The sequence below is a fragment of the Demequina muriae genome, from assembly GCF_030418295.1.
In the GTDB taxonomy this organism is placed as follows: Bacteria; Actinomycetota; Actinomycetes; order Actinomycetales; family Demequinaceae; genus Demequina; species Demequina muriae.
The window spans coordinates 955,213-980,979 of record NZ_JAUHQA010000001.1 but is presented as its reverse complement, the minus strand read 5'-3'; the positions used below and the strand labels follow the sequence as shown (position 1 = coordinate 980,979).

The 25,767-nt window shown below is 69.9% G+C and carries 20 protein-coding genes, 1 tRNA gene and 1 riboswitch; of the genes, 13 read left to right on the top strand and 8 right to left on the bottom strand.

Going from position 1 to position 25,767, the window contains the following annotated elements; all coding sequences use genetic code 11:
* Positions 1–2: 2 nt before the first annotated feature.
* The 5 genes from tmk (at position 3) to QQX02_RS04510 (ending at position 4,689) form a co-directional block, all read left to right on the top strand.
* The gene (gene tmk / locus QQX02_RS04530) at positions 3–692 is read left to right on the top strand and encodes a dTMP kinase (protein WP_301141531.1); all 690 of its coding nucleotides are present in this window, start codon (positions 3–5) and stop codon (positions 690–692) included.
* The gene (locus QQX02_RS04525) at positions 689–1,867 is read left to right on the top strand and encodes a DNA polymerase III subunit delta' (RefSeq protein ID WP_301141529.1); all 1,179 of its coding nucleotides are present in this window, start codon (positions 689–691) and stop codon (positions 1,865–1,867) included. The genes tmk and QQX02_RS04525 overlap by 4 nt, the downstream gene beginning before the upstream one ends.
* A 47-nt stretch (positions 1,868–1,914) precedes the next feature.
* A complete protein-coding gene (locus tag QQX02_RS04520; RefSeq protein WP_301141527.1) occupies positions 1,915–3,471 on the top strand; it encodes an alpha/beta hydrolase in 1,557 nt (518 codons plus the stop codon).
* A gap of 35 nt (positions 3,472–3,506) precedes the next feature.
* A tRNA-Thr gene (locus QQX02_RS04515) sits at positions 3,507–3,579 on the top strand.
* A 780-nt stretch (positions 3,580–4,359) separates the two neighbouring features.
* Positions 4,360–4,435, top strand: a riboswitch (cyclic di-GMP riboswitch).
* Between the two features lie 14 nt (positions 4,436–4,449).
* A complete protein-coding gene (locus tag QQX02_RS04510) occupies positions 4,450–4,689 on the top strand; it encodes a hypothetical protein (RefSeq protein WP_301141525.1) in 240 nt (79 codons plus the stop codon).
* Between the two features lie 129 nt (positions 4,690–4,818).
* Here QQX02_RS04510 and QQX02_RS04505 read toward each other — a convergent pair whose 3' ends face one another.
* On the bottom strand, positions 4,819–6,291 hold the full coding sequence (locus tag QQX02_RS04505) for an NAD-dependent succinate-semialdehyde dehydrogenase (protein WP_301141523.1): 1,473 nt from the start codon (positions 6,289–6,291) through the stop codon (positions 4,819–4,821).
* A gap of 184 nt (positions 6,292–6,475) precedes the next feature.
* Between QQX02_RS04505 and QQX02_RS04500 the strand changes: the two genes are divergently transcribed.
* Positions 6,476–7,285, top strand: coding sequence for a L,D-transpeptidase (locus QQX02_RS04500; RefSeq protein ID WP_301141522.1), 810 nt, complete (start codon positions 6,476–6,478; stop codon positions 7,283–7,285).
* Positions 7,286–7,421: 136 nt separating this feature from the next.
* Here QQX02_RS04500 and QQX02_RS04495 read toward each other — a convergent pair whose 3' ends face one another.
* The gene (locus QQX02_RS04495) at positions 7,422–10,337 is read right to left on the bottom strand and encodes a hypothetical protein (protein ID WP_301141521.1); all 2,916 of its coding nucleotides are present in this window, start codon (positions 10,335–10,337) and stop codon (positions 7,422–7,424) included.
* 335 nt (positions 10,338–10,672) lie between these two features.
* Here QQX02_RS04495 and QQX02_RS04490 point away from each other — a divergent pair, with 335 nt between their 5' ends.
* From QQX02_RS04490 to QQX02_RS04475, 4 genes are all read left to right on the top strand, one after another.
* Complete coding sequence (locus tag QQX02_RS04490; RefSeq protein WP_301141520.1) at positions 10,673–11,377, top strand: arsenate reductase/protein-tyrosine-phosphatase family protein; 705 nt, start codon at positions 10,673–10,675, stop codon at positions 11,375–11,377.
* A gap of 3 nt (positions 11,378–11,380) precedes the next feature.
* Positions 11,381–12,052, top strand: coding sequence for an arsenate reductase ArsC (locus QQX02_RS04485; RefSeq protein WP_301141519.1), 672 nt, complete (start codon positions 11,381–11,383; stop codon positions 12,050–12,052).
* 99 nt (positions 12,053–12,151) lie between these two features.
* Positions 12,152–15,289 (top strand): FAD-binding and (Fe-S)-binding domain-containing protein, encoded by a 3,138-nt coding sequence (locus tag QQX02_RS04480; protein WP_301141517.1) that lies wholly within the window; start codon positions 12,152–12,154, stop codon positions 15,287–15,289.
* Positions 15,286–15,795: a CAP domain-containing protein gene (locus QQX02_RS04475; protein ID WP_301141516.1), complete on the top strand. Its 510-nt coding sequence runs from the start codon at positions 15,286–15,288 to the stop codon at positions 15,793–15,795. The genes QQX02_RS04480 and QQX02_RS04475 overlap by 4 nt, the downstream gene beginning before the upstream one ends.
* Before the next feature lie 9 nt (positions 15,796–15,804).
* Here QQX02_RS04475 and rfbA read toward each other — a convergent pair whose 3' ends face one another.
* The 3 genes from rfbA to QQX02_RS04460 are packed head-to-tail and all read right to left on the bottom strand — an operon-like array spanning position 15,805 to position 18,295.
* Entirely contained in the window at positions 15,805–16,683 is an 879-nt protein-coding gene (rfbA, locus tag QQX02_RS04470) for a glucose-1-phosphate thymidylyltransferase RfbA (protein ID WP_301141514.1), read from the bottom strand.
* A gap of 11 nt (positions 16,684–16,694) precedes the next feature.
* A complete protein-coding gene (gene rfbB, locus QQX02_RS04465) occupies positions 16,695–17,687 on the bottom strand; it encodes a dTDP-glucose 4,6-dehydratase (RefSeq protein WP_301141513.1) in 993 nt (330 codons plus the stop codon).
* The gene (locus tag QQX02_RS04460; protein ID WP_301141511.1) at positions 17,684–18,295 is read right to left on the bottom strand and encodes a dTDP-4-dehydrorhamnose 3,5-epimerase family protein; all 612 of its coding nucleotides are present in this window, start codon (positions 18,293–18,295) and stop codon (positions 17,684–17,686) included. The genes rfbB and QQX02_RS04460 overlap by 4 nt, the downstream gene beginning before the upstream one ends.
* Positions 18,296–18,365: 70 nt before the next feature.
* Here QQX02_RS04460 and rfbD point away from each other — a divergent pair, with 70 nt between their 5' ends.
* The 3 genes from rfbD to QQX02_RS04445 all read left to right on the top strand — a co-directional run bounded on the left by rfbD (position 18,366) and on the right by QQX02_RS04445 (position 21,571).
* Entirely contained in the window at positions 18,366–19,214 is an 849-nt protein-coding gene (rfbD, locus tag QQX02_RS04455; RefSeq protein WP_301141509.1) for a dTDP-4-dehydrorhamnose reductase, read from the top strand.
* 408 nt (positions 19,215–19,622) lie between these two features.
* Positions 19,623–20,027, top strand: coding sequence for a hypothetical protein (locus tag QQX02_RS04450; protein ID WP_301141507.1), 405 nt, complete (start codon positions 19,623–19,625; stop codon positions 20,025–20,027).
* On the top strand, positions 20,024–21,571 hold the full coding sequence (locus QQX02_RS04445) for a sugar transferase (RefSeq protein ID WP_301141505.1): 1,548 nt from the start codon (positions 20,024–20,026) through the stop codon (positions 21,569–21,571). Before QQX02_RS04450 ends, QQX02_RS04445 begins: the two co-directional genes overlap by 4 nt.
* A 51-nt stretch (positions 21,572–21,622) precedes the next feature.
* Here QQX02_RS04445 and metX (QQX02_RS04440) read toward each other — a convergent pair whose 3' ends face one another.
* The 3 genes from metX (QQX02_RS04440) to metX (QQX02_RS04430) all read right to left on the bottom strand — a co-directional run bounded on the left by metX (QQX02_RS04440) (position 21,623) and on the right by metX (QQX02_RS04430) (position 25,683).
* Positions 21,623–22,801, bottom strand: a complete 1,179-nt coding sequence (gene metX, locus QQX02_RS04440) for a homoserine O-acetyltransferase MetX (protein WP_301141504.1) — start codon at positions 22,799–22,801, stop codon at positions 21,623–21,625.
* Positions 22,802–22,804: 3 nt separating this feature from the next.
* The gene (locus QQX02_RS04435; RefSeq protein WP_301141502.1) at positions 22,805–24,151 is read right to left on the bottom strand and encodes a bifunctional o-acetylhomoserine/o-acetylserine sulfhydrylase; all 1,347 of its coding nucleotides are present in this window, start codon (positions 24,149–24,151) and stop codon (positions 22,805–22,807) included.
* Positions 24,152–24,486: 335 nt separating this feature from the next.
* Complete coding sequence (metX, locus tag QQX02_RS04430) at positions 24,487–25,683, bottom strand: homoserine O-acetyltransferase MetX (protein WP_301141500.1); 1,197 nt, start codon at positions 25,681–25,683, stop codon at positions 24,487–24,489.
* Positions 25,684–25,767 lie beyond the last annotated feature (84 nt).

Sequence of the window (25,767 nt, the reverse complement as noted above, 5' to 3'; positions counted from 1 at the left end):
GCATGACCGGATTCTTCGTGGTGTTCGAGGGCGGCGACGGCGTGGGCAAGTCCACGCAGATCGACCTGTTGGCCGGGCATCTGCGCGCTCCCGCGGGGGGCGGCTTCGAGGTCGTCACCACGCGTGAGCCGGGCGGCACGCAGCTGGGGCAGGAGCTTCGGCAGGCCGTCATGCATGGCGATCATGTGGCCCCCCGTGCCGAGGCGCTGCTTTATGCCGCCGACCGTGCGCACCACATCGCCACCAAGGTCCGTCCCGCTCTCGAGCGCGGCGCCGTGGTGGTGCAGGACCGCTACGTCGACTCGTCGATCGTCTACCAGGGCGGCGCGCGCGGCCTGGGCGACGAGGTCGAGCGCATCTCGCGCTGGGCCACCGAGGACCTGCTGCCGGACTTGACGGTCGTGCTCGACATGGAGCCGGCCGCGGGGCGGATGGAGCGCGAGCTGGACCGAGTCGAGCGGGAGACCGGGGAGCACGCCGCCCTGATCCGCGAGGCGTTTCTGGGCTTGGCGGCGCGCGAGCCCTCGCGGTATGCGGTGATCGATGCCGCGCGCTCGATCGAGGACGTCGCCGGAGATGTCACGCGAGCCGTGGCCGATGCGATGGCCCGCTCGGGCGTCTGGACGGCCGATGTGCGGGCGGGGTCCGCGGCCGCCTCGCCCGAGGGGCTCGAACCATGGGGCACTCCGTGACCGCCGTCCCTCTCGCGGGCGCCGCGCGTGCGACGAGCGTGTGGGATGAGGTGGTCGGCCAAGAGGTGGCCGTCGCGCCGTTGAAGGCCGCAGTCGCCGACCCGTCCGCCATGACTCACGCGTGGATCATCACTGGTCCGCCGGGATCGGGGCGCTCCTACGCTGCGCGCGCGTTCGCGGCTGCGCTGCAGTGCCTCGAGGGCGGGTGCGGTCAGTGCCGGGCGTGCACCACATCGCTCAGTGGTGCGCACGCTGACGTGACGCTGCTCGCCACCGAGAAGGTCACCATCAGCATCGACGAGGTGCGTGACCTCATCGCGACCGCGCAGTCCTCGCCCAGCGAGGGCAGGTGGCGCGTGATGGTGGTCGAGGACGCGGACCGCATGACGGAGCGCACCTCGAACGTGCTGCTCAAGTCCATCGAGGAGCCGCCGCAGCGCACCGTCTGGGTGATGTGCGCGCCGTCTGCGGAAGACGTCGCGGTGACCATCCGCTCCCGCTCCCGGCACGTGAGTATGCGGGTGCCGGACCCGGAGGTGGTCGCGCAGCTCCTCGTCGACCGCGACGGCGTGGAACCCGAGCTCGCGCGTCAGTGCGCGTATGCCGCCCAGAGCCACATCGGCATCGCCCGGCGCCTTGCTCGCGACCCTGCAGCACGCGGACGTCGCGACCAGGTGCTGGCGCTCGCCACGGAGATCCGCGGAGTCGGGGACGCCGTGCTCGCCGCGGCCGATCTCGCGGCCGTCGCTGAGGCCGACGCGAAGGCCTCGACCGAGGAACGCGACGTCGAGGAGCGCAACGAGCTGCTGCGCACCCTGGGCGCCGATGACGGCGGTCGGCTCCCGCCCGCGCTGCGCTCGCAGGTCAAGCAGCTCGAAGAGGACCAGAAGCGACGCGCGACGCGACTCAAGCGGGACGTGCTCGACCGGGCCATCGTGGACCTCATGTCGCTCTACCGGGATGTGGCGTGCCTGCAGGTGGGGGCGACCGTTCCCCTCGTGAACGAGTCCCATCGCGGCCACGTCGAGGGTCTCGCGGGACGCACCACGCTCACCGAGACGATGCGGTGCCTCGACGCGCTCACCCAGACGCGCACGCGCTTGGCCGGCAACGTCGCCCCCGTGCTCGCGCTCGAGGCCATGGCGCTTGCGCTCCGGCCACGCACTATTTCCTAGAGGAAGCGTCGCTAGGGAGAGTCGGTGCCGCCGCTTAGGCTAGGCGCATGAATCGACGCGTGCCCGCCCTTGCCCGCCTGGTTGCCGCATCGGCCGTCGCCGTCCTCGTCCTGGCGGCCTGCTCGCCGGACAAGACGCAGGTGTCCCCGAGCGATGAGGCCGACCCCGCCCCCACGGCATCGGGCACCGCCGCTCCGCCCGCGACGGGCGCATCGGACGTGTACGACCAGGAGCTCCAGTGGAGCGAATGCGGCGAGCTCGAATGCGCGACCATCCAGGTGCCACTCGACTGGTCCGAGCCCGACGGCGACACGATCGAGGTCGCGCTCAACCGCCACCCCGCCCGCAGCGCCGATGCCCGGCTCGGGTCGCTTCTCATCAACCCGGGCGGCCCTGGCGGCTCCGGTCTGGACCTCACCGAGTACTTCGCGACCACCGCTGGCGACGATCTGCTCGACGCCTATGACGTGGTGGGCTTCGACCCTCGTGGCGTCGGCGCCTCGACTCCGGTGCAGTGCGGGACGGACGAGGAGATCGATGCCTTCTACCTCCCCGACACCCTGATCGAGACGCAGGATGACCTCGACGCCGCGAACGCGCGCGCGGCTGACTTCGCCGCCAACTGCCGGGTCGAGTCCGGCGCGGTGATCGAGAACGTCGACACCGTGAGCGCCGCTCGGGACATGGACGTGATCCGAGCCGCCGTGGGCGACGAGCAGCTGAACTTCCTGGGCTTCTCCTACGGCACCCAGCTGGGCGCCACCTACGCGGAGCTGTACCCCGAGAACGTGGGCCGGCTCGTGCTCGACGGCGCTGTCGACTTCCTGCTGCCGAGCATCGACCAGGCCCGCGGTCAGGCGGAGGGCTTTGAGAATGCGCTCACTAACTTCCTCCGCTGGTGCGGAGAGCGGGACACGTGCCCGCTCGACGGCGGACTCGATGCTCAGAAGAGCCAACTCAGCGCCATGATGGAGCGGGCGCTCGACGAGCCCTACGACTCCGGCACCGAATGGGGCGTCAACGGCAACCTGTTCGTCTACGGCGTGGTCGTCACGCTGTACGACGAGGCATCGTGGCCGTTCCTGGAGATCGCCCTCGAGGAGGTCGCAGGCACGGGTGAGGCCGCCGTCATGTACGAGCTGGCGAACTTCTACCTCGACCGGGACACCGCGACGGGCGAGTATCAGACCAACTCGACGTGGGCGTTCACCGCGATCGGCTGCCTCGACGAGGTGCCGGGCGACACGTGGACCATCGATGATGTCGACGAGTTCCGGGACGCCATGGTCGAGGCTTCTCCGACGTTCGGATGGTGGTTCGCGAGTGGCGCCGGGTGCGACGAATGGCCGTGGACTGCGAACGAGCACGTCACGTCGCTGGAGGCTGCCGCGACCGCCGAGCAGATGCTCGTGATCGGCACCACCAACGACCCCGCGACGCCGTACTGGTGGTCCGAGTCGCTCGCCGAGCGTCTCGACGCGTCCCTGCTGACGTATGACGGTGAGGGCCACACCGCCTACGGCCGGTCGAACCAGTGCATCATCGACGCCGTCGACGGCTTCCTCGTGGACGGTCGGATGCCGGATTCGGGAACTCAGTGCTGAGCCGCTAAGATGACTAACCGCGCCCCTTGGCGCACGCCGCCTTAGCTCAGTCGGCAGAGCGATTCACTCGTAATGAATAGGTCAAGGGTTCGATTCCCTTAGGCGGCTCGTCTGGCCCCGGTCCTGCGACCGGGGCCTTTCGCTTTCCCCGGGGCCGATGCGGGGGCGATGCGACACTCACCGTCCGCCAGGATGCGCGCGCGCCGGGCGCGCGGCCGGGTGAGAGCCCGTTCTGCGGTGCCGACTTTCTCACATCGTGGGCGCGCAGGCCGGGCCGTGCCTACGGCTCCGTCTGATGCCCGTGGCGCATGCCGGTGGGCTCGCCAGCACCGTCGTCATGGGTCGGCTGGGAAGGGCCCGGGCCCGCGATGTGGGCGGCGTGGGGCTCGGGTCGACATCGGGCGGTGCGCACTTCCACGCCGAGCGACGCGACAGCGACGATGTGGTGCGGGTTGATTCGTGGTGAGCGGAGATCCCGGCAGCTCTCGCGTCTACGTGGCCGGGGCATGTCGAGGAAGTGCCTGGTAGAAACTCGCCGCTGGCCGTGTGGTGGGGTTGATCCCCTCGGGCATCGACGTGGCGGCGAGGAGCAGCCGGACCGCGGCCGCGCGCCATCGAGAACAGTGACGGCGTGCCGGTCTCTGTCTGCGCCTCGCGGTGCTCGAGGTGGCGTCGGCGTGGGGCGCGGTGCGCGGTGCCCCGTGCCAGCGGCCTGCCGTGGCGCTCGACGCGGTGGGGGAGCGAGGCGCTGGCACACCGGAGCGAAGCCTCGGGGAGTGTGACACGGATAACAGCGTCGACGGGGCACAGACGTGCACCGAGGGCGTGGGGTCACGTACGGTCGGACTATGGCCATCGCGGCCTACCTCTCCGGCCAACCGGCCGGGGCAGTGACAAAGGCAAACCCGTCGCAAGGCGGGGACGCAAAGCCCACGGGACCCCAGTGGTCGGCCGGGTTACCACAGAGGGAGTATGACCATGCGCAGCAGTACCCGCGCCATTGGGTTTGGCATTCTCGTCACCGCGCTGTTCGGAACCTCCACCATCGCCACGTCGGTTGACGGCACCGCCCTGACGCTCGACGCCGCGAGCGGCCCTCCTGCCGACGCCCCAGTAGCGAGCTCGGTGATGGTGGCGGGCCTCATGGGTGCCCCGGTAGCCAAGGATTCGCTCGGCGACCTCGCCGTCGTGGAGAGCCGCGGTGGCGCGACGGAGTAGCTCATCGCTGCAGTGTTGATCCTCTCGGAGCACGCGAGGCGTCGCCGAGGCGATCGATGATGTGGGGCCTCGCCAGACCGGTTCGCGCCGCGTGCACGACCATGCGCGACCATTGCGCTCCGCGTGGGGTCAGAGGAAGGGGTCCGGCGTGAGGGTGTACTTGGTCTCCAGGTACTCGTGGATGCCCTCGGCGCCGCCCTCGCGGCCCAGCCCCGAGGACTTCCAGCCGCCGAACGGGGCTGCGGCATTCGACACCACGCCCATGTTGAGGCCCATCGTTCCGGTCTCGAGCGAATCGATCATGCGTTGTCCACGGCGGAGGGATTCTGTGAACACGTAGGAGACCAGCCCGTACTCCGTGTCGTTGGCGAGCGACACCGCCTCCTCCTCCGAGTCGAAGGGCGCGATTGCGAGCACGGGTCCAAAGATCTCTTCGTGCAGGATGTCGGAGCCTGGTCGAACCCCGGACACCACCGTCGGGGCGAGGAACGTTCCCGGCCGATCCAGGGGTGACCCTCCTGCGAGCACCGAGGCCCCGCGTTCGACGGCGTCGGTGACGAGAGCGTGCGCCTTCTGCACGGCCTCCTCATTGATGAGCGGGCCGATCTCCACGCCGTCGTCAGTCCCGCGACCGACGCGCATCGCCACCACCCGTGCGGTCACGCGGCGCGCGAACTCGTCAACCACGTCACGGTGCACGAGGAATCTGTTCGCAGCGGTGCATGCCTGACCCACATTGCGGAACTTCGCGCTGATGGCTCCATCGACGGCCTTGTCGAGGTCCGCGTCCTCGAAGACCACGAACGGCGCGTTGCCGCCGAGCTCCATCGACGTGCGGAGCACGCCGTCGGCCGCCTGCCTGAGGAGCTCCCTTCCGACGTGGGTGGAGCCCGTGAACGACAGCTTGCGCAGTCGTGGGTCGCGAATGATCGGCTCGGAGACGGCGCTTGACTGGGACGTGGTGACGACGTTTAGCACCCCGGCGGGGAGGCCGGCCTCGTCGAGGAGCGCGGCCAACGCCACGGTGGTGAGCGGCGTGAGCGACGCGGGCTTGATGACCGCAGTGCAGCCCGCCGCCAGCGCGGGCGCGATCTTGCGGGTGGCCATCGCGAGCGGGAAGTTCCACGGCGTGATCAGGTAGCACGGGCCCACGGGGTGCTGCGTGACGATGGTGCGCCCCGTGCCTTCGGGGTTCGTGCCATAACGACCCTGGATGCGCACGGCCTCTTCGGAGAACCACCGCAGGAACTCGGCGCCGTAGGTCACCTCTGCGCGCGACTCGGCGAGTGGCTTGCCCATCTCGAGGGTCATGAGCAGCGCGAAGTCCTCGGATCGCGCCGTCAGCAGATCGAACGCCCGGCGCAGGATCTCCGCGCGCTCGCGAGCTGGCGTGGCCGCCCAGGAAGGGAACGCGTCGCACGCGGCGTCCAGTGCGTCGTGCCCGTCGGCGGCGGTGGCCGATGCCACGGTGCGGATCACGTCTCCGGTCGCCGGGTCATGGACGTCAAGGGTGGACCCGTCGGACGCGGGTCGCCGCGTGCCGCCGATGAACAGCCCTGCGGGGACCCGGCTCAGCAGCGCCGCCTCGTCGTCTCTGATCATGACCACCCCTTCGTCAGTGCCTTCCGCCCATCATTCAACAACTCGGGTGGTGAGGGCGCTCCCGACGTGGTGCGCGCGGGTCGGGGGTCTTCGCCCTGGGCGGGACGCTGGCTGTCGCAGGGCCCTCAGCGATAGTCTCGGGACGAAAGTCGGCGCTGCCGACCCATGAGACTGAGGATGCGTGATGACGCAATCGACGCGCTGGTTCGCGCTCGTCGGCACTGCCGCGCTCGCCCTTGGGGCCTGCAGTGCCGAGCCCGAGCCCGTCGTCACTCCGTCACCGAGCATCACCCCCGCGATCACGGCCCCCGAGGTGACCGAGGCCCCGTTCGAGGGCCCGGAGGTTCGCGGAGTGTCGAGCATCGCCACCGCACTCGGCTCGTCGATCGATGTCTATGACGCGCCTGACGGACAGGTGCAGCAGACGGTCGCGGCCGAGGACGTGCTCACTGCACCCGAGGCGACGCCCCTCGTCTTCCTCGTGAAGGACGACGCCGACGGCTGGCTGGAGGTCTACCTCCCCGTGCGGCCCAACGGGTCGACGGGGTGGGTGCGGACCGGCGACGTGACGCTCGCCACCACTGACTTCTCCGTCGAGGTCTCGTTGGTCGACTTCGAGCTCACGGTGTTCGACGGCCAGGATGCAGTCCTGACCACGCCCATCTCCGTGGGACGCGAGGATCGCCCGACCCCTGGCGGCGTCTACTACATTCGCGAGCTGCTGCAGCCCCCGGACCCCAGCGGCGTCTACGGGCCCTACGCCTACGGATTGTCGGGCTACTCACCGGTGTTGGATGAGTTCAACGGTGGCCAGGCGGTCATCGGTCTGCACGGCACCGATGAACCGGAGTCGATCGGTCAGTACGTCTCGAGCGGCTGCATCCGCCTCCCCAACGACACCATCACGCAGATCGTGAACGAGGTCGGCCTGCCGCTCGGAACGCCGGTGCTGATCAGCGCCGACGCCGAGCCGCTCGCGAGCGAGAACGCTTAGCGCCTCCACAGGAGCTCTCCGGCGCTGGCCGTCGGTGCCGCGTCGCACGCCGCGCGCGGTCCAGCAGACGGCACGACGCCCGCCACCGCGCCGCTGAGGAGCGCGATGACGGGCGTCGCCGCCGGCTGAGGGGGGATCAGCCGGTGTAGGTGGCCTCGGCGACGACCGGCGTTGCAGCCGGGGCGTCGAGTGGCAGGGCGCCGAGGACTGACGTGAACTCCTCCGGGGGACGCGCCGCGCACGTGGGCGTGGGCGGCGGGTAGTTGATGGTGAAGGTGTCGACCGGGTTCACCTCGACGGTGACCTGGACCCCGTTGCGAGTCCATGCGAAGAGGTCCTGGGGGTCAGTCACCTCGACCCAGTCGCCCGCGTCATCCTGGAACCATCCAGGCCAGTTCGTGGCGACGAAGGTCTCGGGACGTGACGGGTCGATGTCCGCCACGGTGAAGCCCTCAGCCGGCTCGATCTCGGCGCCCGGCCACAGGAAGCTGCCGGATCCGAGTGGCAGGTTGTCGATGACATGGTCCTCACCATTCGGGTTGATGAACGTCATCGTCGCGACCGGCTCCTCGCCTGCGGGCACGCCCTCAAGCGGGAGGTTGTCGGGATTGAAGACCCTCACGTCGTACGAGATCCACGGCGAGTCCGCGATGCACATCTCGCTGATCAGCGAACCGTCGAGCGTGGGCTGCTGCGGCTCGCCGCATCCGCCTCCGGCGAGCTCCGAGTCCCACAGGCGCATGTCGCCCTTGAACTCGTTCACCGGGATCGTGCTCGACGTCCACGAGTTGGACGCATCGCCCTCGACGCAGATGTCGACGGTCGGGGTGCACGCGGCGCCGGTGCCGTCCCACAGGACCGCACCTTCAGGGGCGGAACCGTAGAGCGTCACCTGCTGTGCGGAACTGCCGTCCCACACGCAGATGTCCACCGGCGGAGGCGTATCGCACACAGGGCTGGCGTCCGGGTAGAGGACTCCCTCGAGCGTGATCTCCGGGTTGATCTCGATCCGGATGTCGACGCCGCCTCGGGTCCAGCCGAAGTTGTCCTCGCCCACCGGCACGTAGGTGCCGTTGTCGAGCTGCTCCCAACCCGGCCATGCGGCGGGGTCGAGAGATGCTCCTGGCCACAGCAGCGACCCGCTCCACTCCGTGGTGCCCGGGGCGAGGTCCACCTCGACCGCGTGGTCGAGCGCCGAGTCCGTGGGGTGCACGAACGTCAGCGTCGCCGACTCCAGTGCGGAGCCCGCCACTTGGGCGTCCGGGTCCGTCAGCCGGATCGTGTAGTCGAGGTACGGCGCACCGTCGATGCACACCCCCACGGTGGTGGATCCATCGAGGCTGGGCTCCGTCGTGAAGCAGTCCTCGGGGTCGCCGGTCCACACGATGTACTCGGCGGGCAGCTGGTCCTCAGGCACGGTCAGTCCGTACCACGTGTCGCCGTCCTGTGCGCAGATCGTGACCTCTGGTGGCGCACACTCATCGCCGACGGCGGAACGGAACTGGTAGCCGCGCTGGATGGGTGCGTCCTCGGGCCCGACGGCCACGGGGATGCCCTGACTGCTGATGCGGTACTCCTGCCCCAGCCCGTCGACCTTGAGCCGTTCGAGCAACGAGTTGCCCGAGTAGTTGTGCACGATGTACCGGTCGAGCTGATACCAGGTGGTGGTGCCGCACTCGGCCACGTAGTCCCAGCAGTCCTGGAGCTCGGCGAAGGACGCCGCCTCCATGACGAACTCCTGCTTGGGCGTGAAGAGCTTCTCGTTCGCGACGGGAAGGCCGCCGGCCATCTGGAAGTCGGTCGCCGTCACCTCCCAGCACACGAACGTCTCGTACCAGCAGCCGTTGTTCGGAAGCTCCGGGTTCCAGTCGAAGTACGGCCAGTTCGCGGCCTCGGCGGGAGTCTTGTCCGCCCGCTCCCATCCGACGATGGTGCCGTTGACCTTGATCGCGTCGCACACGGCGACGGTCTGGGGCTCCTCGGGCTCGTCAGGTGCGCACTCGGTGCCGTCGACCCAGGCGACATCACCGTTGCCCATCGACGCGACTTCCTGCTTGTCAGGGCTGTCCGTCTGGGCGTTCCATACGCAGATGAAGATCGGGTCCGGGTCGTCTTGCGGCGTGCACTCGGTGCCGTCGCTCCACAGGATGTCGTCGTCGCCGGCGGTCTCGACCGCGGTCTTCTCGGAGACGCCCTTGTCGGCGTTCCACACGCAGATGTCCACCAGCTCGGGCTCGTCCTGGGGGGTGCACTCGGTGCCGTCGCTCCACAGGATGTCGTCGCCGGCGGTCTCGACCGCGGTCTTCTCTGCCACGCCCTTGTCGGCGTTCCACACGCAGATGTCCACCAGCTCGGGCTCAGGTGCGGGCTCGCCGCATGACAGGTTGTCGTCCCAGTGGTAGTTGGTGCCATCCACCTGGACCCAGTCGACGGCCCACTCGGCCCAGCCAGGCCAGTTCGCGTGCTCGGTGAACGCGAAGGTGGTGGGGCTCGGCCATGGGTTCGCGGAGTGGAAGTTCAGCGTGACCTCGGCGCCGGCATCGGCGCCCTGCCCCTTGATGCGCACGTTCACGTCGTCGCCAGTGACGCCCTCGGGATAGTCGACCGTGAGGCTCGTGCAGGTGGGATCGTCATAGCGCCAGTCGTCGCCGTCGGCGCCCCCGCAGACAATCCAGTGGGACACGTCAGCGACGTTGTCGCCCCCGTTCAGGGGGGCGTGGTACACCTCACCGGCGTTGGGGCGTTCGTAGACGTTCCGCTCGTCGCCACCCTTGACGATGAGCACCTCCCACCGGTCTCCCGGCAGGTTCGTGTCGAACTGGGCGAGCTTGACGCCCTCGGTGCCTTCCGCGTCGTCAGCGATCGCGCCGTATGACGAGGTCTCGGCGCGCTCGAACTTCCAACACTTCACGGCGTCGGGGTACTGCTTCTCCCAGTACCCTGCGGTGTTCGGGCTGTCCGTGCTGTCCGCGTACGCGGATGGCACCGCCCAACCGACGATCGCGAGAGCGGCAGCCGCCAGCGTCGCGAGAATTTTGGTCCCCAGCTTCATTGCATCCTCCCCAGCACGGAGGATGGATCGCGTTGTCCGCAGTCCCCTCAGCTCCCCCGCTGGTACAGACGCTAGTGACATTTCTCACACTGTCAACGGGGAGGTGTGACGCAAGTGACGCATGTCAACTGGTGGGGCAGAAGTGAACAATCTTCGACCCGGACTGCACGCGTACCAACGCTTGTGCAGGGGTCCTAGGGGACGTCGAGCCCCATGTTACGTGCGTCACACCGTCCATCACCGGGACCTTGCGCCCCCGGCGCGTCGCCCCACGCCTCCTGCTCGATCGGCTCGTGCGGTTGGTATCTCAACATGCGTTGAGGTAATATCGCCCCATGGAGACGACCCCGCAGCCCGACGATCGGAAGGCCATCCTGTCCGCGCTCGCCGATCCCCAGCGGCTGCGGATCGTCGATGCCCTCGCGTTGTCAGACCGGTCTCCTTCCGAGTTGTCGCACGCACTCGACCTCCCCAGCAACCTGCTCGCGCACCACGTGGGCGTCCTGGTGGAGGCGGGCGCCGTCGTTCGCCGGCGGTCAGAAGGCGACGGTCGCCGCTCGTACCTCGCGCTCGCCTGGGACCAGCCGCTCGTGGCGGCCACGGTGGCTCACGGCGACGCGATCGGCGCGTGCCGCGTGGTGTTCGTCTGCACCGCCAACTCCGCGCGCTCGCAGTTCGCCGCGAGCCTGTTCGCACGCCAGTCCGACCTTCCTGTCGCATCGGCCGGCACCGCCCCCGCGCCAGTGATCAACCCGCACGCCATCGCAGAGCTTGCGCGTCATGGTCTGGCCCCGCTGTCGCCCGTGCCGACCGCGCTCGCCAGCGAGCTTCGCACTGGCGACCTCGTGGTCACCGTGTGCGACAACGCTCGCGAAGCGATCGACGGCCACACCCGGCTCCACTGGTCCGTGCCTGACCCCGCCCGCGCATCGGCCGGTGGCAGTCAGGACGACGACTCCACCACGGCCTTCGCCGAAGCCTTCGCCCAGATCGAACCACGCGTGCAGCGCCTTGCTGCCGCCCTCACGAATGGAAGCTAAGCCATGAGTCACCTCCAGCGCATCGAGACACTGTCGCTCGACCAGACCTACGCTCTCGAGGTGGCCGCCCGCCAGCTCGAATCCGAGTTCGTTGGCGTCTTCAACCGCGAGACCATCGAGAAGTTCCTCGCCAGCTCGTACGACCAGTTCGCAGGTCACGCGAAGGTGATCAACTACCTGCCGCTGCTCGCGGAGCGCTTCGCCCGCCAGCGCCTCCACGCCCTCAGCCGCGTCGAGAACGAGCCCCACGACGGCAAGCCGGTGGTGCTGTTCCTATGCGTCCACAACGCCGGCAAGTCGCAGATGGCGCTCGGCTTCATGAAGCAGCTGGCGGGTGACCGCGCGATCGGCTGGTCGGGCGGCTCCGAGCCAGGCACGAGTCTCAACGAGCACTCGGTGGCCGCGATGCGTGAGGTCGACATCGACATCTCGGGCGAGTTCCCCAAGCCGTGGACAGAGGAGATCCTCAAGGCGGCCGATGTCGTGGTGACCATGGGCTGCGGCGACGCCTGCCCCATCTACCCGGGCAAGCGCTACCTGGACTGGGAGATCGACGCGCTGCCGGGCACGAGCATCGAGAACGTGCGACCGGTGCGCGACGAGATCGAGTCCCGCGTGCGCGGGCTGCTGACGGAGCTGGGCGTCGAGATCGAGGACCGAGTCTCCACCTCCTGACCGCGTCTCCTCCTGCGTTGTCGTGACGACCACTTCTCGAGGGCGTGCGCGCCTGGCGTAGCCGTCAGGACCGTTCGGCGCGCGTGGAACAATGACGGCGTGACTGCAGCCGCGACTGAAACGACGCAACTCGCGGCTCACCTGCGCGCACACATCGACGGCGAGGTGGATGACTCCACGCGCCGCCGCGCCGAGTTCTCTTCCGACGCCTCCAACTATCGCGTGCCGCCCGCCGTGGTGGTCTTCCCCCGGGACGACGCCGACCTCGCCGCGACCTTGGATGCCGCCCGTTCGGCCGATGCGCCCGTCACGATGCGCGGCGGCGGCACCTCGGTCGCCGGCAACAGCATCGGGCCCGGCGTGATCGTCGACGTCAGCCGCCACCTGAACAGGATTCTCGAGGTCGACGCCGAGGATGGCTCGGCCCGGGTCCAGCCCGGCGTGGTGCTCTCCGAGCTGCAGAAGGTCGCGGCGCCCCACGGCCTGCGGTTCGGCCCCGACCCGTCGACCACCAACCGCGCGACGCTCGGCGGGATGATCGGCAACAACGCGTGCGGCCCCCACGCGGTCGCGCACGGCAAGACGGCGCAGAACGTCCTCGGCCTGCAAGCGATCACCGGGGACGGGCGCCGGATCACGGCGGGCCCCAAGACGGCCGATGCGATCCCCGGCTTGAGCGACCTCGTGCGCGCGAACATGGCGCTGGTCCGCACGGAGTTCGGACGGTTCGACCGCCAGGTGAGCGGCTACAGCCTGGAGCACCTGCTCCCCGAGAGCGGCGCCGACCTGGCCCGATTCCTGGTGGGCACCGAGGGCACGCTGGCGACCACGGTCGAGGCGACGGTGCGGCTGGTCCCGATCGCGCCCGTCCGGCTGACGGCGGCGCTGGGATACGCGGACATGCCGGCAGCCGCCGACGCGGTGGTGCCGATCATGAAGCACCGGCCCCACGCCGTCGAGGGCCTCGACGCGCGCCTCGTGGACCGGATCCGGCTCGCCAAGGGCGCCGCGGCGATCCCCGACCTGCCGCCGGGAGCGGGCTGGCTGTTCATCGAGGTGGGCGCCGACACCGAGGACGAGGCGCGCGCGATCCTGGCCGGATTGACGGCCGATGCGGGCACGGATTCGGTGCGCGTGCTCGAGGACCCGCGTGAGGCGGCACGGCTCTGGGCCATTCGCGCCGACGGCGCCGGGCTCGCGGGGCGAAGCGCCGACAACAAGGAGTGCTGGCCGGGCTGGGAGGACGCCGCGGTGCCGCCCGAGCGTCTGGGAACGTACCTGCGCGAGTTCGATGCGCTGATGGAGAGCCACGGCGTGACGGGCCAGCCCTTCGGCCACTTCGGTGACGGCTGCATTCACGTGCGGCTCGACATCCCGCTGCAGCACGACGGTCGCCCGCTGCGTGCCTTCATGGAGGACGCCGCGTCACTGGTCGCGAGCCACGGCGGGTCGCTGTCGGGGGAGCACGGGGATGGGCGGGCGCGCGGTGAGCTGCTCAAGGCCATGTATTCGCCCGAGGCGATCGCACTGTTCGGTCAGGTCAAGGCGCTGTTCGACCCCCGCGGTCATCTGAACCCGGGCATCATCGTCGACCCTGCGCCGCTGGACCAGGACCTGCGCCGACCGGCCGCTCCCCGCACCACGCCCAGCAGCGGGGGACTGGCATTCGCGCACGACCACGGCGACCTGACCGAGGCTGTCCACCGCTGCACCGGCGTGGGCAAGTGCCGCGCCGATGCGATCGGTTCGGGTTCTGGCTTCATGTGCCCCAGCTATGCGGCGACGGGCGACGAGAAGGACGTGACGCGAGGCCGTGCGCGCGTGCTGCAGGACGCGATCAACGGCACGCTCATCGGCGGCCTCACCGCTCCGGAAGTGCGCGAGAGTCTGGACCTGTGCCTCAGCTGCAAGGCCTGCAGCTCGGACTGCCCCTCTGGTGTGGACATGGCGGCGTACAAGGCGGAAGTGCTGCATCGCAGCTACAAGAACAAAGTGAGGCCCCTGACTCACTACAGCATCGGCTGGCTGCCGCGCTGGCTCAGGGTGGTGGGAGTCGCTCCCAGGTTCGTGAACGCGATCCTGCGGCCGGCCTGGGTCCAGAAGTTCGCGGTCGGCGCGGCAGGCATGGATACGCGCCGCAACCTGCCGGTGTTCGCGACGACCCCCTTCCGGCGAAGCGACGTGGCCAAGTCCAGGCGCCCCTCGGCGGATGATATTCCGAACGACGTGGGACCCGGCTGGAGCGACATGGCGGTTCGGGAAGGCACGGACGCGGTTCGGGTCGGCCCGATGTCGAGTCTGGACGGCGGGCGTGGGGTTGAGCCCGGTGCGGAGGGATCCGCCTCGTCGGCGACCGACGTTCCCACGGACTTGGCGGGCACCACGGCCGATGCGCTCAGCCACGTGAGGACGGGCTCGCCCGCTTTCGATGTCGCACAGACAGGCGGCAGGGCCGCGTCCGACGCGCCCACGGCCCCTACCCGCACGCTCGTGGTCCTGTGGGCCGACAGCTTCACCGACGGCCTTGACCCCGAGGTCCCCACGGCAATAGTGAAGGTGCTCGAGGCCGCGGGCCTCGATGTCATCATCCCCGGTCAGCAGGCCTGCTGCGGCGTCACCTGGATCAGCACCGGCCAGCTCGACGGCGCGCGGCGCCGTATGCGCGACCTTCTCACGGTGCTCGGTCCCTTCGCGATCAACGGCATCCCGATCATCGGGGTCGAGCCCAGCTGCATCGCCACGCTCCGCTCGGACCTGCTCGAGCTGCTACCCGATGACCCGCGTGCCTACGCGGTCGCCAAGCAGACCTTCACCCTCGCTGAGGTCCTGACCGGCCGGGCCCCCGTGAAGCCCGCGGACGGCTGGACGCCCCCGAGCCTCGCGGACGTCACCGCGGTGGTCCAGCCTCATTGCCATCAGTACTCGGTGGTCGGGTTCGGCGCGGACCGGGAGCTCATGCGCGACCTCGGAGCCACGATCACGGAGGCCTCGGGCTGCTGCGGACTCGCGGGCAACTGGGGCACCGAGAAGGGCCACTATGAGACGTCCGTCAAGGTCGCCGAGAACTCCCTGCTGCCCGCGCTGCGCGATGCCCCCGAGGGCAGCATCTACCTCGCCGACGGCGTCAGCTGCCGCACCCAGGCCGATGACCTCGCGGGAGTCCGGGGCCGTCACCTCGCGCAACTGCTCGCGGAACGCCTCGAGTCCGGCGCCGCGGTGACGAGCGTGGACCGATGAGACGCACCGCCGCCGTGCTGGGCGCCCTCGTGATTGCATCGGCCCTCGCCGGGTGCGCGATGCGCGAGCCCGTCGACCTGCCCGCGCCGGACGTGTTCGAGGCGCAGCTGCTCGACGAGATCAACGCGCTGCGGATCGGCGTGGGCGCGCCGCGGCTGCAGGACGATTCCTGCATGGCGGGCCACGCGCGCGATCGTGCCGCTGCGCTGCCCGGCGCCGACGCCGCTCCCCGCGAGGACCTGCCCGCCGACTGTGGCGACTTCGACTACGCGGGTGAGAACGTGTCGCGTTCCGAGCTGACCGCCGGCCAGGTGGTGTCGACATGGGCGGAGGACGACCTCCAATACCCCAACCTGGTGGACGAGGGCTTCACGCATGCGGGCGTGGGCTGTGTGGGCGTCTCGTTCGAGGACTCGAACCGCGCGGCCGAGCAGGGCGAGGCGCTCGCCGGGATGGCGTGCTCCGTCGTGTTCCAGGGACCTGGACAGTCCGAGACGCTCGGCTGACTGAAGCGGCTACCGCTCGTCGCGCTCCGCCTCGAGCAGCCCCAGCAGGTACGCGCCGTAGCCCGACTTGCCGAACTGCTCGGCGCGCGCCGCGAGCTGGGCATCGGTGAGCAGACCCTGGCGCCAGGCGACCTCCTCGGGTGCGCCGATCGACAGCCCCTGGCGATTCTGGACCGTGCGCACGAACTCGGCGGCCTCGACCAGCGACTCGAACGTGCCGGTGTCGAGCCATGCGGTGCCGCGGGGGAGCACCTCGACCGTGAGGCGCCCCTGCTCCAGGTAGTGCCGGTTGATGTCCGTGATCTCGTACTCGCCCCGCGCTGACGGGGCGAGGCCGGCGGCGACCTCGGTGACGTCGGACTCGTAGAAGTACAGGCCGGGGACGGCGTACGTGGATCGCGGGTGAGCGGGCTTCTCCTCGAGCGAGATCGCGCGGCCCGCAGCGTCGAACTCGACCACGCCATATGCGGTCGGGTCCGTGACCCGGTACGCGAAGATCGCCCCGCCGTCGATGTCGGAGAAGCGCGTCAGGGTCTGGCCCATGCCGGGTCCGTAGAAGATGTTGTCGCCGAGGACCAGCGCCACCGGCTCGTCGCCGATGAAGTCCTTGCCGATCACGAAGGCCTGCGCGAGCCCGTTGGGGGCGTCCTGCGTCGCGAACGTGAGGGAGATCCCGAACTGCGAGCCGTCGCCCAGCAGGCGTCGGAACTGCTCGGCGTCATGCGGAGTGGTGATCACCAGCACGTCCGTGATCCCCGCGAGCATCAGCGTCGAGAGGGGGTAGTAGATCATCGGCTTGTCGTACACGGGCGTCAGCTGCTTCGAGACGCCGAGCGTGATCGGGTGCAGACGGGTGCCGGAGCCGCCCGCCAGGATGATGCCCTTCATGGATCTCCTCGTCACCGGCCCGAACGGGCGTAGCGCTGTTCGGCGGCGGCCTTGAGGGGCCGCCACCACGACTCGTGCTCCTGATACCACTGGACGGTGGCCTCGAGGCCAGCTCTGAAGTCTCGGTAGCGCGGCTCCCAGCCCAGCTCCTCGCGCAGGGCCGATGCGTCGATCGCGTAGCGCATGTCGTGGCCTGGGCGGTCGGGGACATGGTCGTACGCCCCTGCGGGCTGCCCCATGATCTCGAGAAGGGTCTCCACGACGGTGCGGTTGTCCACCTCGCCGTCGGCGCCGATGAGATAGGTCCTTCCAGCGACCCCGCGCTCGAGGATGGTCCACACCGCGCGGTTGTGGTCATCGACGTGGATCCAGTCGCGCACATTGAGTCCTGCTCCGTAGAGCCGTGGGCGCGCGCCGTCGATGACCTGGGTGATCTGGCGTGGGATGAACTTCTCCACGTGCTGGTAGGGCCCGTAGTTGTTGGAGCAGTTCGACAGGGTGGCCTCGACTCCGAACGACCTCGCCCACGCGCGCACGAGCATGTCCGAGGATGCCTTGGTCGCCGAGTAGGGGCTCGAGGGGCGGTAGGGGGTGTCGGCGGTGAACTTCGCGGTGTCGTCGAGCTCGAGGTCTCCGTAGACCTCGTCGGTGGAGATGTGGTGCAGTCGGGTGCCGTGACGCCGGCACGCCTCGAGCAGCGTGAAGGTGCCCACGACGTTGGTGTGGACGAAGGGCATGGGATCGTCCAGCGAGTTGTCGTTGTGGGACTCGGCCGCGAAGTGCACCACCACGTCCGCGTCCGCGACCAGGGGGTCCACGGTGTCAGCATCTGCGACGTCGCCGACCACGAGGGTGAGCCGGGCGTCCTCGGGCAGCGAGTCGCGGTTCGCCGCGTAGGTGAGCGCGTCGAGCACGGTGACGACCGCATCGGCCCGCTCCGCGAGGGTGAGTCTGACGAAGTTGGCGCCGATGAACCCGGCGCCGCCGGTGACGAGAATCCTCACGATGCCGCTCCCATCTGCTGGCACTGCTCCCATGTGGGCAGCGCTCCGGCCGCGCGCGCATCGCTGAGGCTCGGTGCGTCCCTGTCCTTGTCCGAGAGTTCGAGGCTGAGGGGGGAGCCGTCGCGCCCGGACGTCGGCCAGTCGATCGCCACGTCCGGGTCGAGGGGATTCACGCCGTGCTCGCGATCCGGGGTGAACGGCGTCGAGCAGAGGTACATCACGGTGGAGTGGTCCTCCAGCGCGACGAACGCGTGACCGAGCCCCTCGCTGATCAGGACCGCCCCGCGCTCCACGTCGTCCAGCGTGACCGCATCCCATTGGCCGAACGTGGGGGAGCCCACGCGCAGATCGACCACCACGTCGAGCACGGCGCCGCGCACGCAGGTCACATACTTGGCCTGGCCAGGAGGGACGTCGGCGTAGTGGATGCCGCGCAGCACCCCCGCGCTCGACACCGAGCAGTTGCCCTGCGCGACCGAGAAGGGCCGGCCCAGCACCTCCTCGATGGCGGCGCTCTTGTGCCACTCGAGGAAGGTGCCGCGGGCGTCATCGAAGTGCCGGGTGCGCACGTGCCACGCTCCTGGCACATCCATCGCCGTCACGTCCATGCTGCCCCCCGGTCGCCTGCGGCCCCTCGGCCTCGGGGTCAGCGTAGCCGGTGGCGCTACTCTCGCCAGTGTGAGTGCGAAGACGTGGGGCGTGGTCGGCGCCGCAGGCATGCTGGGCCGCGATGTGGTCCGGGAACTCGAGCGCCGCGGGGAGTCGGTGCGGGCATGGGGGCGCGCGGATCTCGACATCGTCGACGGCGACATCGGCCCTGCGATCCGTGGGTGCGACGTCGTGGTGAACTGCGCCGCGTACACCGCCGTGGATGATGCCGAAGCGGACGAGCCCGCTGCGCGTGCGGTCAACGCGACGGCCGCGGGCCGGTTGGCACGGGCGTGCCGCGACGAGGGCGTCCGTCTGGTGCACGTGTCCACCGACTATGTGTTCGACGGCCGCGCCCGCGCCCCCTACCCGGAGTCCGCGCCCACGGCGCCGACCTCCGCCTATGGCAGGACCAAGGCGGAGGGCGAAGCGCTGGTGCGGCAGACGGGCGCCGATGCGCTGATCGTGCGGACCGCGTGGCTCTACGGTGCGCATGGGCGAAGCTTCCCGCGCACCATCGTGGGGCTGGCGCGCGACCGCGGCGCGGTGAGCGTGGTCGACGACCAGCACGGCCAGCCGACGTGGACCGCCGATGTCGCGCGAGTCATCGTCGACCTGGTGAGCGCCGATGCGCCCGCGGGCATCTATCACGCCACCTCCAGCGGCCAGGCGACGTGGTGCGATTTCGCGCGTGCTGCGCTCGATTCGGCCGGCCTCGATGCGGTGCTCACGCCGGTAGGATCGGACGCCTTCCCGCGCCCGGCGACGCGGCCCGCGTGGTCCGTCTTGGCGCACGACGCGCTCGTTTACGCGGGCGTCGCGCCCATCGGGCCGTGGCGCGAACGCTGGCAGACGGCGAGCGCCGAGATTCTCGTCTGACCCCTTCCGCGCCCTGGTTCCGCGTGCTAGCGTCACGGTCATGTGATGAATGTCACATGAGATTCCGGAGGCGTTGAGCCTCGCGGGATCGGTCAGGGGAGGACGTTGCGATCGCGCCATGCGGTCGCGCCCCCTCCCATGTTCGGCGCAGTTGATGGCGCTTCGCCGAATCATCCCGAGCACTCGCTAGCGAGAGCTCTCGGTGGTAGCGTCTGTGACATACATCACAGTTGAGGGAGTGCGTGAGGGTCCACCGCTTGGCGGCGGGACTCACGTCGGTGATGAGGGGTAAACATGTGGTACCGAGCGCGCATTCTGATCGGATCGATCGGCCTGGGGCTTGCGGCGGGCGTCGCACTCTCCACAGGAGCAGCAGGGGCGGAGACCGATTCGTTGGTCTGTGGATCCGTGAGCGGCGGTACCCCGGCGCAGGTCTCCTGCACCGTCACTGGGCCCGAGGGTGCTGAGGCGACACTGGTCCTGGCCATCGAAGACACCGCCGGCGCCGAAGAGGCCGTCGCCTCCTCCAAGCAGATCTCTGGCGCCACCGCCACGTTCACCGAGCCGGTGCCCGATGGCGCAGCTCGTGTGATCGCGCTCGCCCTCGTGGATGGCACCGAGGTCGCCTCCGCCGTGGTCTCCGTGCCTGCGGCAGGGGTGGTCGATCCTGTGGTGCTCGGCGTGCCGAACATCACCGTCGCAGGCACCGCATTCGGGGCGCTCGCCGTCGGCGCCATCGTCGTCTATGCCAGCGCGCGCAAGCGCGGCGTGGAGAACCGCCGTGTCGATCTGTATCGAGGCGCATTGACATGACCGACCTCGACGACCGCGTCACCTCGGTGCGGTCCGAACCGAGGGCGGCCGCGCCTGAGCAGGCGGGACCGATCACTGCGGAGCTGGCGCTGAAGCCTGCCTCGACCGAGCCGATGCTCGGCCGCCACGGCTGGTCCGCCAAGTACGGGCGCCGGCTCGCGGGGAGCGACGCCTTCGTCGTGTCGTTCGTTCTGATCGGCGCACACGCCGTGCGGTTCGGACCGGACCTGCTCGAGCCCGTGGCTGGACCATCCGCGCCCACGTACTGGTTCGTGACGCTCGCGATCGGCGTGCTGTGGATCGTCGCCCTGCACTGGACGCACTCCCGTGAGGCCCGCATCCTCGGGCACGGACCTCAGGAGTTCATCCGGGTGGTGCGCGCGGGGTGGCTCGTGTTCGCCTCGATCGCGATTTTCGGGTTCCTGACCCAATGGCAGCTGTCCCGTGGGTACCTGCTCATGGCCGTCCCGCTCGGCACCTTGGTGCTGCTCGGGTACCGGTATCTCTGGCGGCTGTGGATCCACGCGCAGCGCGACGGCGGTCTGCTCCAGGCGCAGGTGCTGGTGGTCGGCAATGAGGAGACCGCGTCCGAGATGGTGCGGCGCCTGCAGCGCGCGCGCCGCGCTGGCTACAACGTCGTGGGCGCGTGCCTGCCGTCGCATGCCGCTCCCACCGACCGCGCCGAGATTCGCGGCGTGCCGCTGCTCGGGCCGCTGCGCGATCCCGTCGCTCAGGCCCGCAGCGTCGGCGCGGAGTTCGTGGTGCTGTGTGGCAACGACGACATGTCGCTCGCCGAGTCGCGCCGGCTGGGCTGGTCTCTCGAGGGTCAGGACATCGGACTCATCGTGGCGCCCGCGATCGTCGATGTCGCCGGACCACGGATGGTGATGAGCCCGGTCGAGGGACTGCCGCTCCTGCACGTGGACGCGCCGGAGTTCTCGGGCCGCAAGTACTTCGTCAAGACGGTCTTCGACATGATCGTCTCGGTGGCTCTGCTCCTCGTGGCGGCCGTGCCGATGGCGATCATCGCGCTGGCGGTCAGGCTCGACAGCCCGGGCCCGGTGCTGTTCCGTCAGCAGCGGCTGGGGCTCGACCACGCGCCGTTCGAGATGCTCAAGTTCCGCACCATGTATGCGGACGCCGAGCAGCGCTTCGCCGACATCGCCCACCTTAATGAGGGGGACGGTGCCACGTTCAAGATGAAGGACGACCCCCGCATCACCCGCGTGGGCGCGATGCTGCGACGCCTGTCGCTCGACGAGCTCCCGCAGCTCATCAACGTGATTCGTGGCGACATGTCGCTGGTGGGGCCTCGCCCGCCGCTGTCCCGTGAGGCCGATGCGTGGGACGCGGACGTCGCGCGCCGTCAACTCGTGAAGCCCGGCATCACCGGGCTGTGGCAGGTCTCGGGTCGCAGCGATCTGTCGTGGGAGGAAAGCGTCAGGCTCGACCTCTATTACACGGAGAACTGGTCGCTCGCGGGAGACCTGGTGATCCTGTTCCGCACGGCGTTCGCCGTCGTCGCCCGCCGCGGGGCCTACTGAGCGGTGGGCTGCCGGGCGCTGGCCCGCTGAACTGCCGGGTGCGGAACCCGCTCACAGCCCGCGTTCGAACGCGGCGACCTCCTGCGCCAGCTCCGGCCAGTCGGCCAAGAAGCTGTCGTGGCCGCTGGCGGCCTCGAGCACGGTGACCGCGGTGTCCCTGCCGAGCGCCGCCGCGGTGCGGCGCGCATCGTCGACGGGGTAGAGGCGGTCGGAGTCCACCGCGACCACCAGCGCCTGGCCCGCGAAGGCCGACAGCGCATGGGCGGCGCCGCCCCGACCGCGCCCCACGTCGTGGGTGTCCACGGCGTGGATCATGCGCAGGTACGAGTTCGCGTCGAACCTGCCGACCAGCTTGGTGCCGTGGTGGGCCAGGTAGCTCTGCACCGCGAACTGGCCATCGGGCGTCAAGGGATCGCCGTGCTGGACGGTGCGACCGAACCGCGCGTCGAGCTCGGCGGACGTTCGGTAGGTGGTGTGCGCGATCTCGCGCGCCAGGGCGAGACCGCGGTGGGGCCCCGCGCCGTCGTCGACGTCGTAGTAGTCGCCGCCGCGAAAGCCGGGGTCCAGCCGGATGGCGTGCGCCTGAGCGGAGCCCCACGCGATCTGATCCGCGGTGGTCGCGGCGGTGGCGCCGATGACGCCGATTCCCTGAACGCGGTCCGGAAACGAGGCCGCCCACTCGAGCGCCCGCAGCCCGCCGAGCGACGGCCCGATCACCAGACGCCAGCGGTCGATGCCCAGCGCATCGGCAAGCCGTGCCTCCGCGCCGACCATGTCGCGCACCGTGACCCACGGAAAGCGCGAGCCCCACGCGTGGCCGTCGTCGGGGTGTGGGTGTGCGGGTCCCGTGGTGCCCTGGCACCCGCCCACCACATTGGCGGAGACGATGAAGTGCCGGTCAGGGTCGATGGCCCGTCCCGGGCCCACGAGCCCTGGCCACCAGCCGGGGCCGGCGTGTCCCGGCCCGGCAGGGCCGAGCACGTGGCTGTCGCCCGTGAAGGCATGCGCGACGTAGACCGCGTTGTCGCGCGCGGCGTTGAGCTCGCCCCAGGTCTCGTAGGCCAGCGTCACGTCGAGCGCCCCCCGCGCATCGGCCTCGAGAGGAAGCGAGGCGATGTCCAGGAACTGGCGGCGGCCCACCGGGTCGCCGGGGCGCCAGGCAGCGGTCGCGCGCGGCAGCTCGCCGCTCGCGATGTCTGCTGGCGCCCACGGCGCCCCGGTTGCGGCCATGGATCAGACCCCGGCGGTCTCTCCGGCGCCTTCGCGGACGACTGCAGCCGCCGCGAAGCCCAGCTCGAGGTCGGCCAGGATGTCGCCGATGTGCTCGATGCCGACCGCCAGGCGCACCAGCCCGGGCGTCACGCCTGCGGCTGCCTGCTCCTCCGGAGTCAGCTGCGAGTGGGTGGTGGTCGCGGGGTGGATCACGAGCGAGCGCACGTCGCCGATGTTGGCCACCAGCGAGTGCAGTTCGAGGGCGTCGACGAAGGCCTGACCGGCCTCCTTGCCGCCGGCGATCTCGAATGCGAGCACGGAGCCGCCGCCGCGCGGGGCGTACTTCTGCTGCAGCGCGTGCCACGGCGACGAGGCGAGCCCCGAGTAGGCGACGGACAGCACGTCGTCCCGGCTCTCGAGGTAGTCCGCCACGGTCACGGCGTTCTCGACGTGACGCTCGATGCGCAGCGACAGCGTCTCGAGGCCCTGGGCGATGAGGAACGCGTTGAACGGCGAGATCGCGGGCCCGGTGTCGCGCAGGAGCTGCACGCGTGCCTTGAGGATGAAGGAGAGGTTGGCGCCGAAGGCCGAGCCCACGCCCAGGTCCCGTGCGTAGACGAGGCCGTGGTAGCTCGGGTCGGGGGTGTTGTACTGCGGGAAGCGGTCGGGGTGCTGCGCGTAGTCGAACGATCCGCCGTCGACGATGACGCCGCCGATGGCCGTGCCGTGACCGCCCAGGTACTTGGTCGCCGAGTGCGTGACGATGTCCGCGCCCCACTTGAGGGGCTCGACGAGGTAGGGCGAGGCCACGGTGTTGTCGATGATGAGCGGCACGCCGATCTCGTGCGCGACCGTCGCGACGGCCTCGATGTCCAGGACGTCCTGCTTGGGGTTGGAGATCGACTCGCCGAAGAACGCCTTGGTGTTCGGCCGGGCCGCGGCGCGCCACGACTCGGGGTCGTCCGGGTTCTCCACGAACGAGACCTCGATGCCGAACTTAGGAAGCGTGTAGTGGAACAGGTTGTACGTGCCGCCGTAGAGCGACGGAGACGACACGATGTGGTCGCCGGCCTCGGCCAGGTTCTGGATCGCGATCGTGTTGGCCGCGGAGCCCGACGCGAGCAGCAGTGCGCCCACGCCGCCCTCGAGCGCCGCGACGCGGTCCTCGACGGCCTGCTGCGTCGGGTTGCCGATGCGCGTGTAGATGGGGCCCAGCTCCGCCAGAGCGAAGCGTGCGGCGGCCTGGTTCGTGTCCTCGAAGACGAACGAGGTGGTCTGGTGGATCGGCAGCGCGCGAGCGCCGGTGGCCGGGTCAGGATTCTGGCCGGCGTGGATCTGCTTGGTCTCGAAGGCCCATTCGGTGGACATGCGGTGCTCCTTGGGTGGTGGGTGCCGGGAGTGGCGATGGAGTGGGAGTGGTGCCCGTCATCACCCGTCGGCCGCCACGGGATCGCCGCTGGCCCACGGCCCATGCTCGGGCCTGGTGTCACGAAGGGTGTGCCCGCGGGGCAGCTGCCGGCTCGATGCCGGGAGCGGTTCGCCTATGGTGAGGCGCGCCCGTGTGGGCGCACGCCGAACGTGCGCTGGTCAGCGACACATTCGACGGAACATGCTGGCGAGTGTAGGACACGGGGTCGGAAGCTGCCAAACCTGGTCGCGCCCCGGCGCACCGAGCGGCTCGCTCCGCCCCCGCATCGGCCGTCCTACAACGACCGCTCGAACTCCTGCATGAAGGCGTTGAGCTGGCCGGACTCGACCAGGAAGCCGTCGTGGCCCACCGGGGAGTGCACCACCTTGACGCCGTCGGAGCCGGACAGCGCCGAGTCGAGGCGCTGAGAGTTCTTCAGCGGGTAGAGACGGTCCGAGTCGACGGCGATCACGAGAGCGGGGTCGGTGTAGCGGGCCAAGGCCGTCTCGACCCCACCGCGGTCGCGCCCCACGTCGTGGCTCTGGATCGCCTGCGCCAGACGTACATAGGTATTCGCGTCGAACCTGCGCGCGAGCTTGCGCGCGTGATGCTGCAGATAGCTCTGCACCGCGAAGAGCCCGCCCTTGCCGAGCGGGTCCGAGTCGCCCTGATACGAGCGGCCGAACCGGTCCGCGAGCTCGCGCTCGGATCGATACGTGGTGTGGGCGATCATGCGCGCGATCCCCAGGCCGACATGCGGCCCATCCCCATCGGCGGCGTCGTAGTAGTCGCCGTCGCGGTACTTGGGGTCCGCGGCGATGGCCGCGAGTTGAGTGGTGGACCACGCGATCTGGTCCGCGGTCACGGCGGCGGTGGAGCCCACAGGAGCGATCGCGCCCACGCGCCCGGGCGCCATGACGGTCCACTCGATCGCGCGCATGCCGCCCATGGACGGCCCGGTGATGAGGCGCCAGCGGTCGACCCCGAGGTGATCGGCGAGCGCGATCTCGGCGTTCACCATGTCGCGCATGGTGACGTAGGGGAAGCGCGAGCCCCACGGCCGGCCGTCGCCCGGGTGTGCGCTCGCCGGGCCGGTGGTGCCCTGGCACCCGCCGACGACGTTCGCACACACGATGAAGTGGCGCTCGGGGTCGATGGGCCGGCCCGGCCCCACCATCGCGTTCCACCAGCCGCCGGTGATGTGGCCGTCCTCTGCAGGGCCCCAGACGTGACTGTCGCCGGTCAGAGCGTGGGCGATGTAGACCGCGTTGTCCTTCGCCGGGTTCAGGTCGCCCCAGGTCTCGTACGCGAGCGTGACGTCCGGCAGCACGCCCATGGGGTCGGCCTCGAGCGCTAGGTCTCCCAGGGCGAAGAATCGGCGGCGACCAGGGTGGTCTCCCTCGCGCCACGCGGCCGATGCGGGGATGGGGGCGCCGATGGCCGGGCCTTCGTCGGCGGCCCAGGCCTCGGTCTCGATGCCGTCGTCATCCATGCGGCCACACTAGGGGATCGCGCGAGGCCGATGCGGTGGCGCAGTCTGTCCGCTTTCTCACAGGGGGTAGCCAGATGTGAGAAC

Excerpts from the sequence above, each read along its gene's own strand:
- QQX02_RS04435 (WP_301141502.1), bottom strand. The coding sequence starts at position 24,151 with ATGTCCACCGAATGGGCCTTCGAGACCAAGCAGATCCACGCCGGCCAG.
- QQX02_RS04475 (WP_301141516.1), top strand. The coding sequence starts at position 15,286 with ATGAGACGCACCGCCGCCGTGCTGGGCGCCCTCGTGATTGCATCGGCC.
- metX (WP_301141504.1), bottom strand. The coding sequence starts at position 22,801 with ATGGCCGCAACCGGGGCGCCGTGGGCGCCAGCAGACATCGCGAGCGGC.
- metX (WP_301141500.1), bottom strand. The coding sequence starts at position 25,683 with ATGGATGACGACGGCATCGAGACCGAGGCCTGGGCCGCCGACGAAGGC.
- QQX02_RS04490 (WP_301141520.1), top strand. The coding sequence starts at position 10,673 with ATGGAGACGACCCCGCAGCCCGACGATCGGAAGGCCATCCTGTCCGCG.
- QQX02_RS04460 (WP_301141511.1), bottom strand. The coding sequence starts at position 18,295 with ATGGACGTGACGGCGATGGATGTGCCAGGAGCGTGGCACGTGCGCACC.
- QQX02_RS04505 (WP_301141523.1), bottom strand. The coding sequence starts at position 6,291 with ATGATCAGAGACGACGAGGCGGCGCTGCTGAGCCGGGTCCCCGCAGGG.
- QQX02_RS04495 (WP_301141521.1), bottom strand. The coding sequence starts at position 10,337 with ATGAAGCTGGGGACCAAAATTCTCGCGACGCTGGCGGCTGCCGCTCTC.
- rfbA (WP_301141514.1), bottom strand. The coding sequence starts at position 16,683 with ATGAAGGGCATCATCCTGGCGGGCGGCTCCGGCACCCGTCTGCACCCG.
- QQX02_RS04520 (WP_301141527.1), top strand. The coding sequence starts at position 1,915 with ATGAATCGACGCGTGCCCGCCCTTGCCCGCCTGGTTGCCGCATCGGCC.
- QQX02_RS04485 (WP_301141519.1), top strand. The coding sequence starts at position 11,381 with ATGAGTCACCTCCAGCGCATCGAGACACTGTCGCTCGACCAGACCTAC.
- QQX02_RS04510 (WP_301141525.1), top strand. The coding sequence starts at position 4,450 with ATGCGCAGCAGTACCCGCGCCATTGGGTTTGGCATTCTCGTCACCGCG.
- QQX02_RS04500 (WP_301141522.1), top strand. The coding sequence starts at position 6,476 with ATGACGCAATCGACGCGCTGGTTCGCGCTCGTCGGCACTGCCGCGCTC.
- tmk (WP_301141531.1), top strand. The coding sequence starts at position 3 with ATGACCGGATTCTTCGTGGTGTTCGAGGGCGGCGACGGCGTGGGCAAG.
- QQX02_RS04445 (WP_301141505.1), top strand. The coding sequence starts at position 20,024 with ATGACCGACCTCGACGACCGCGTCACCTCGGTGCGGTCCGAACCGAGG.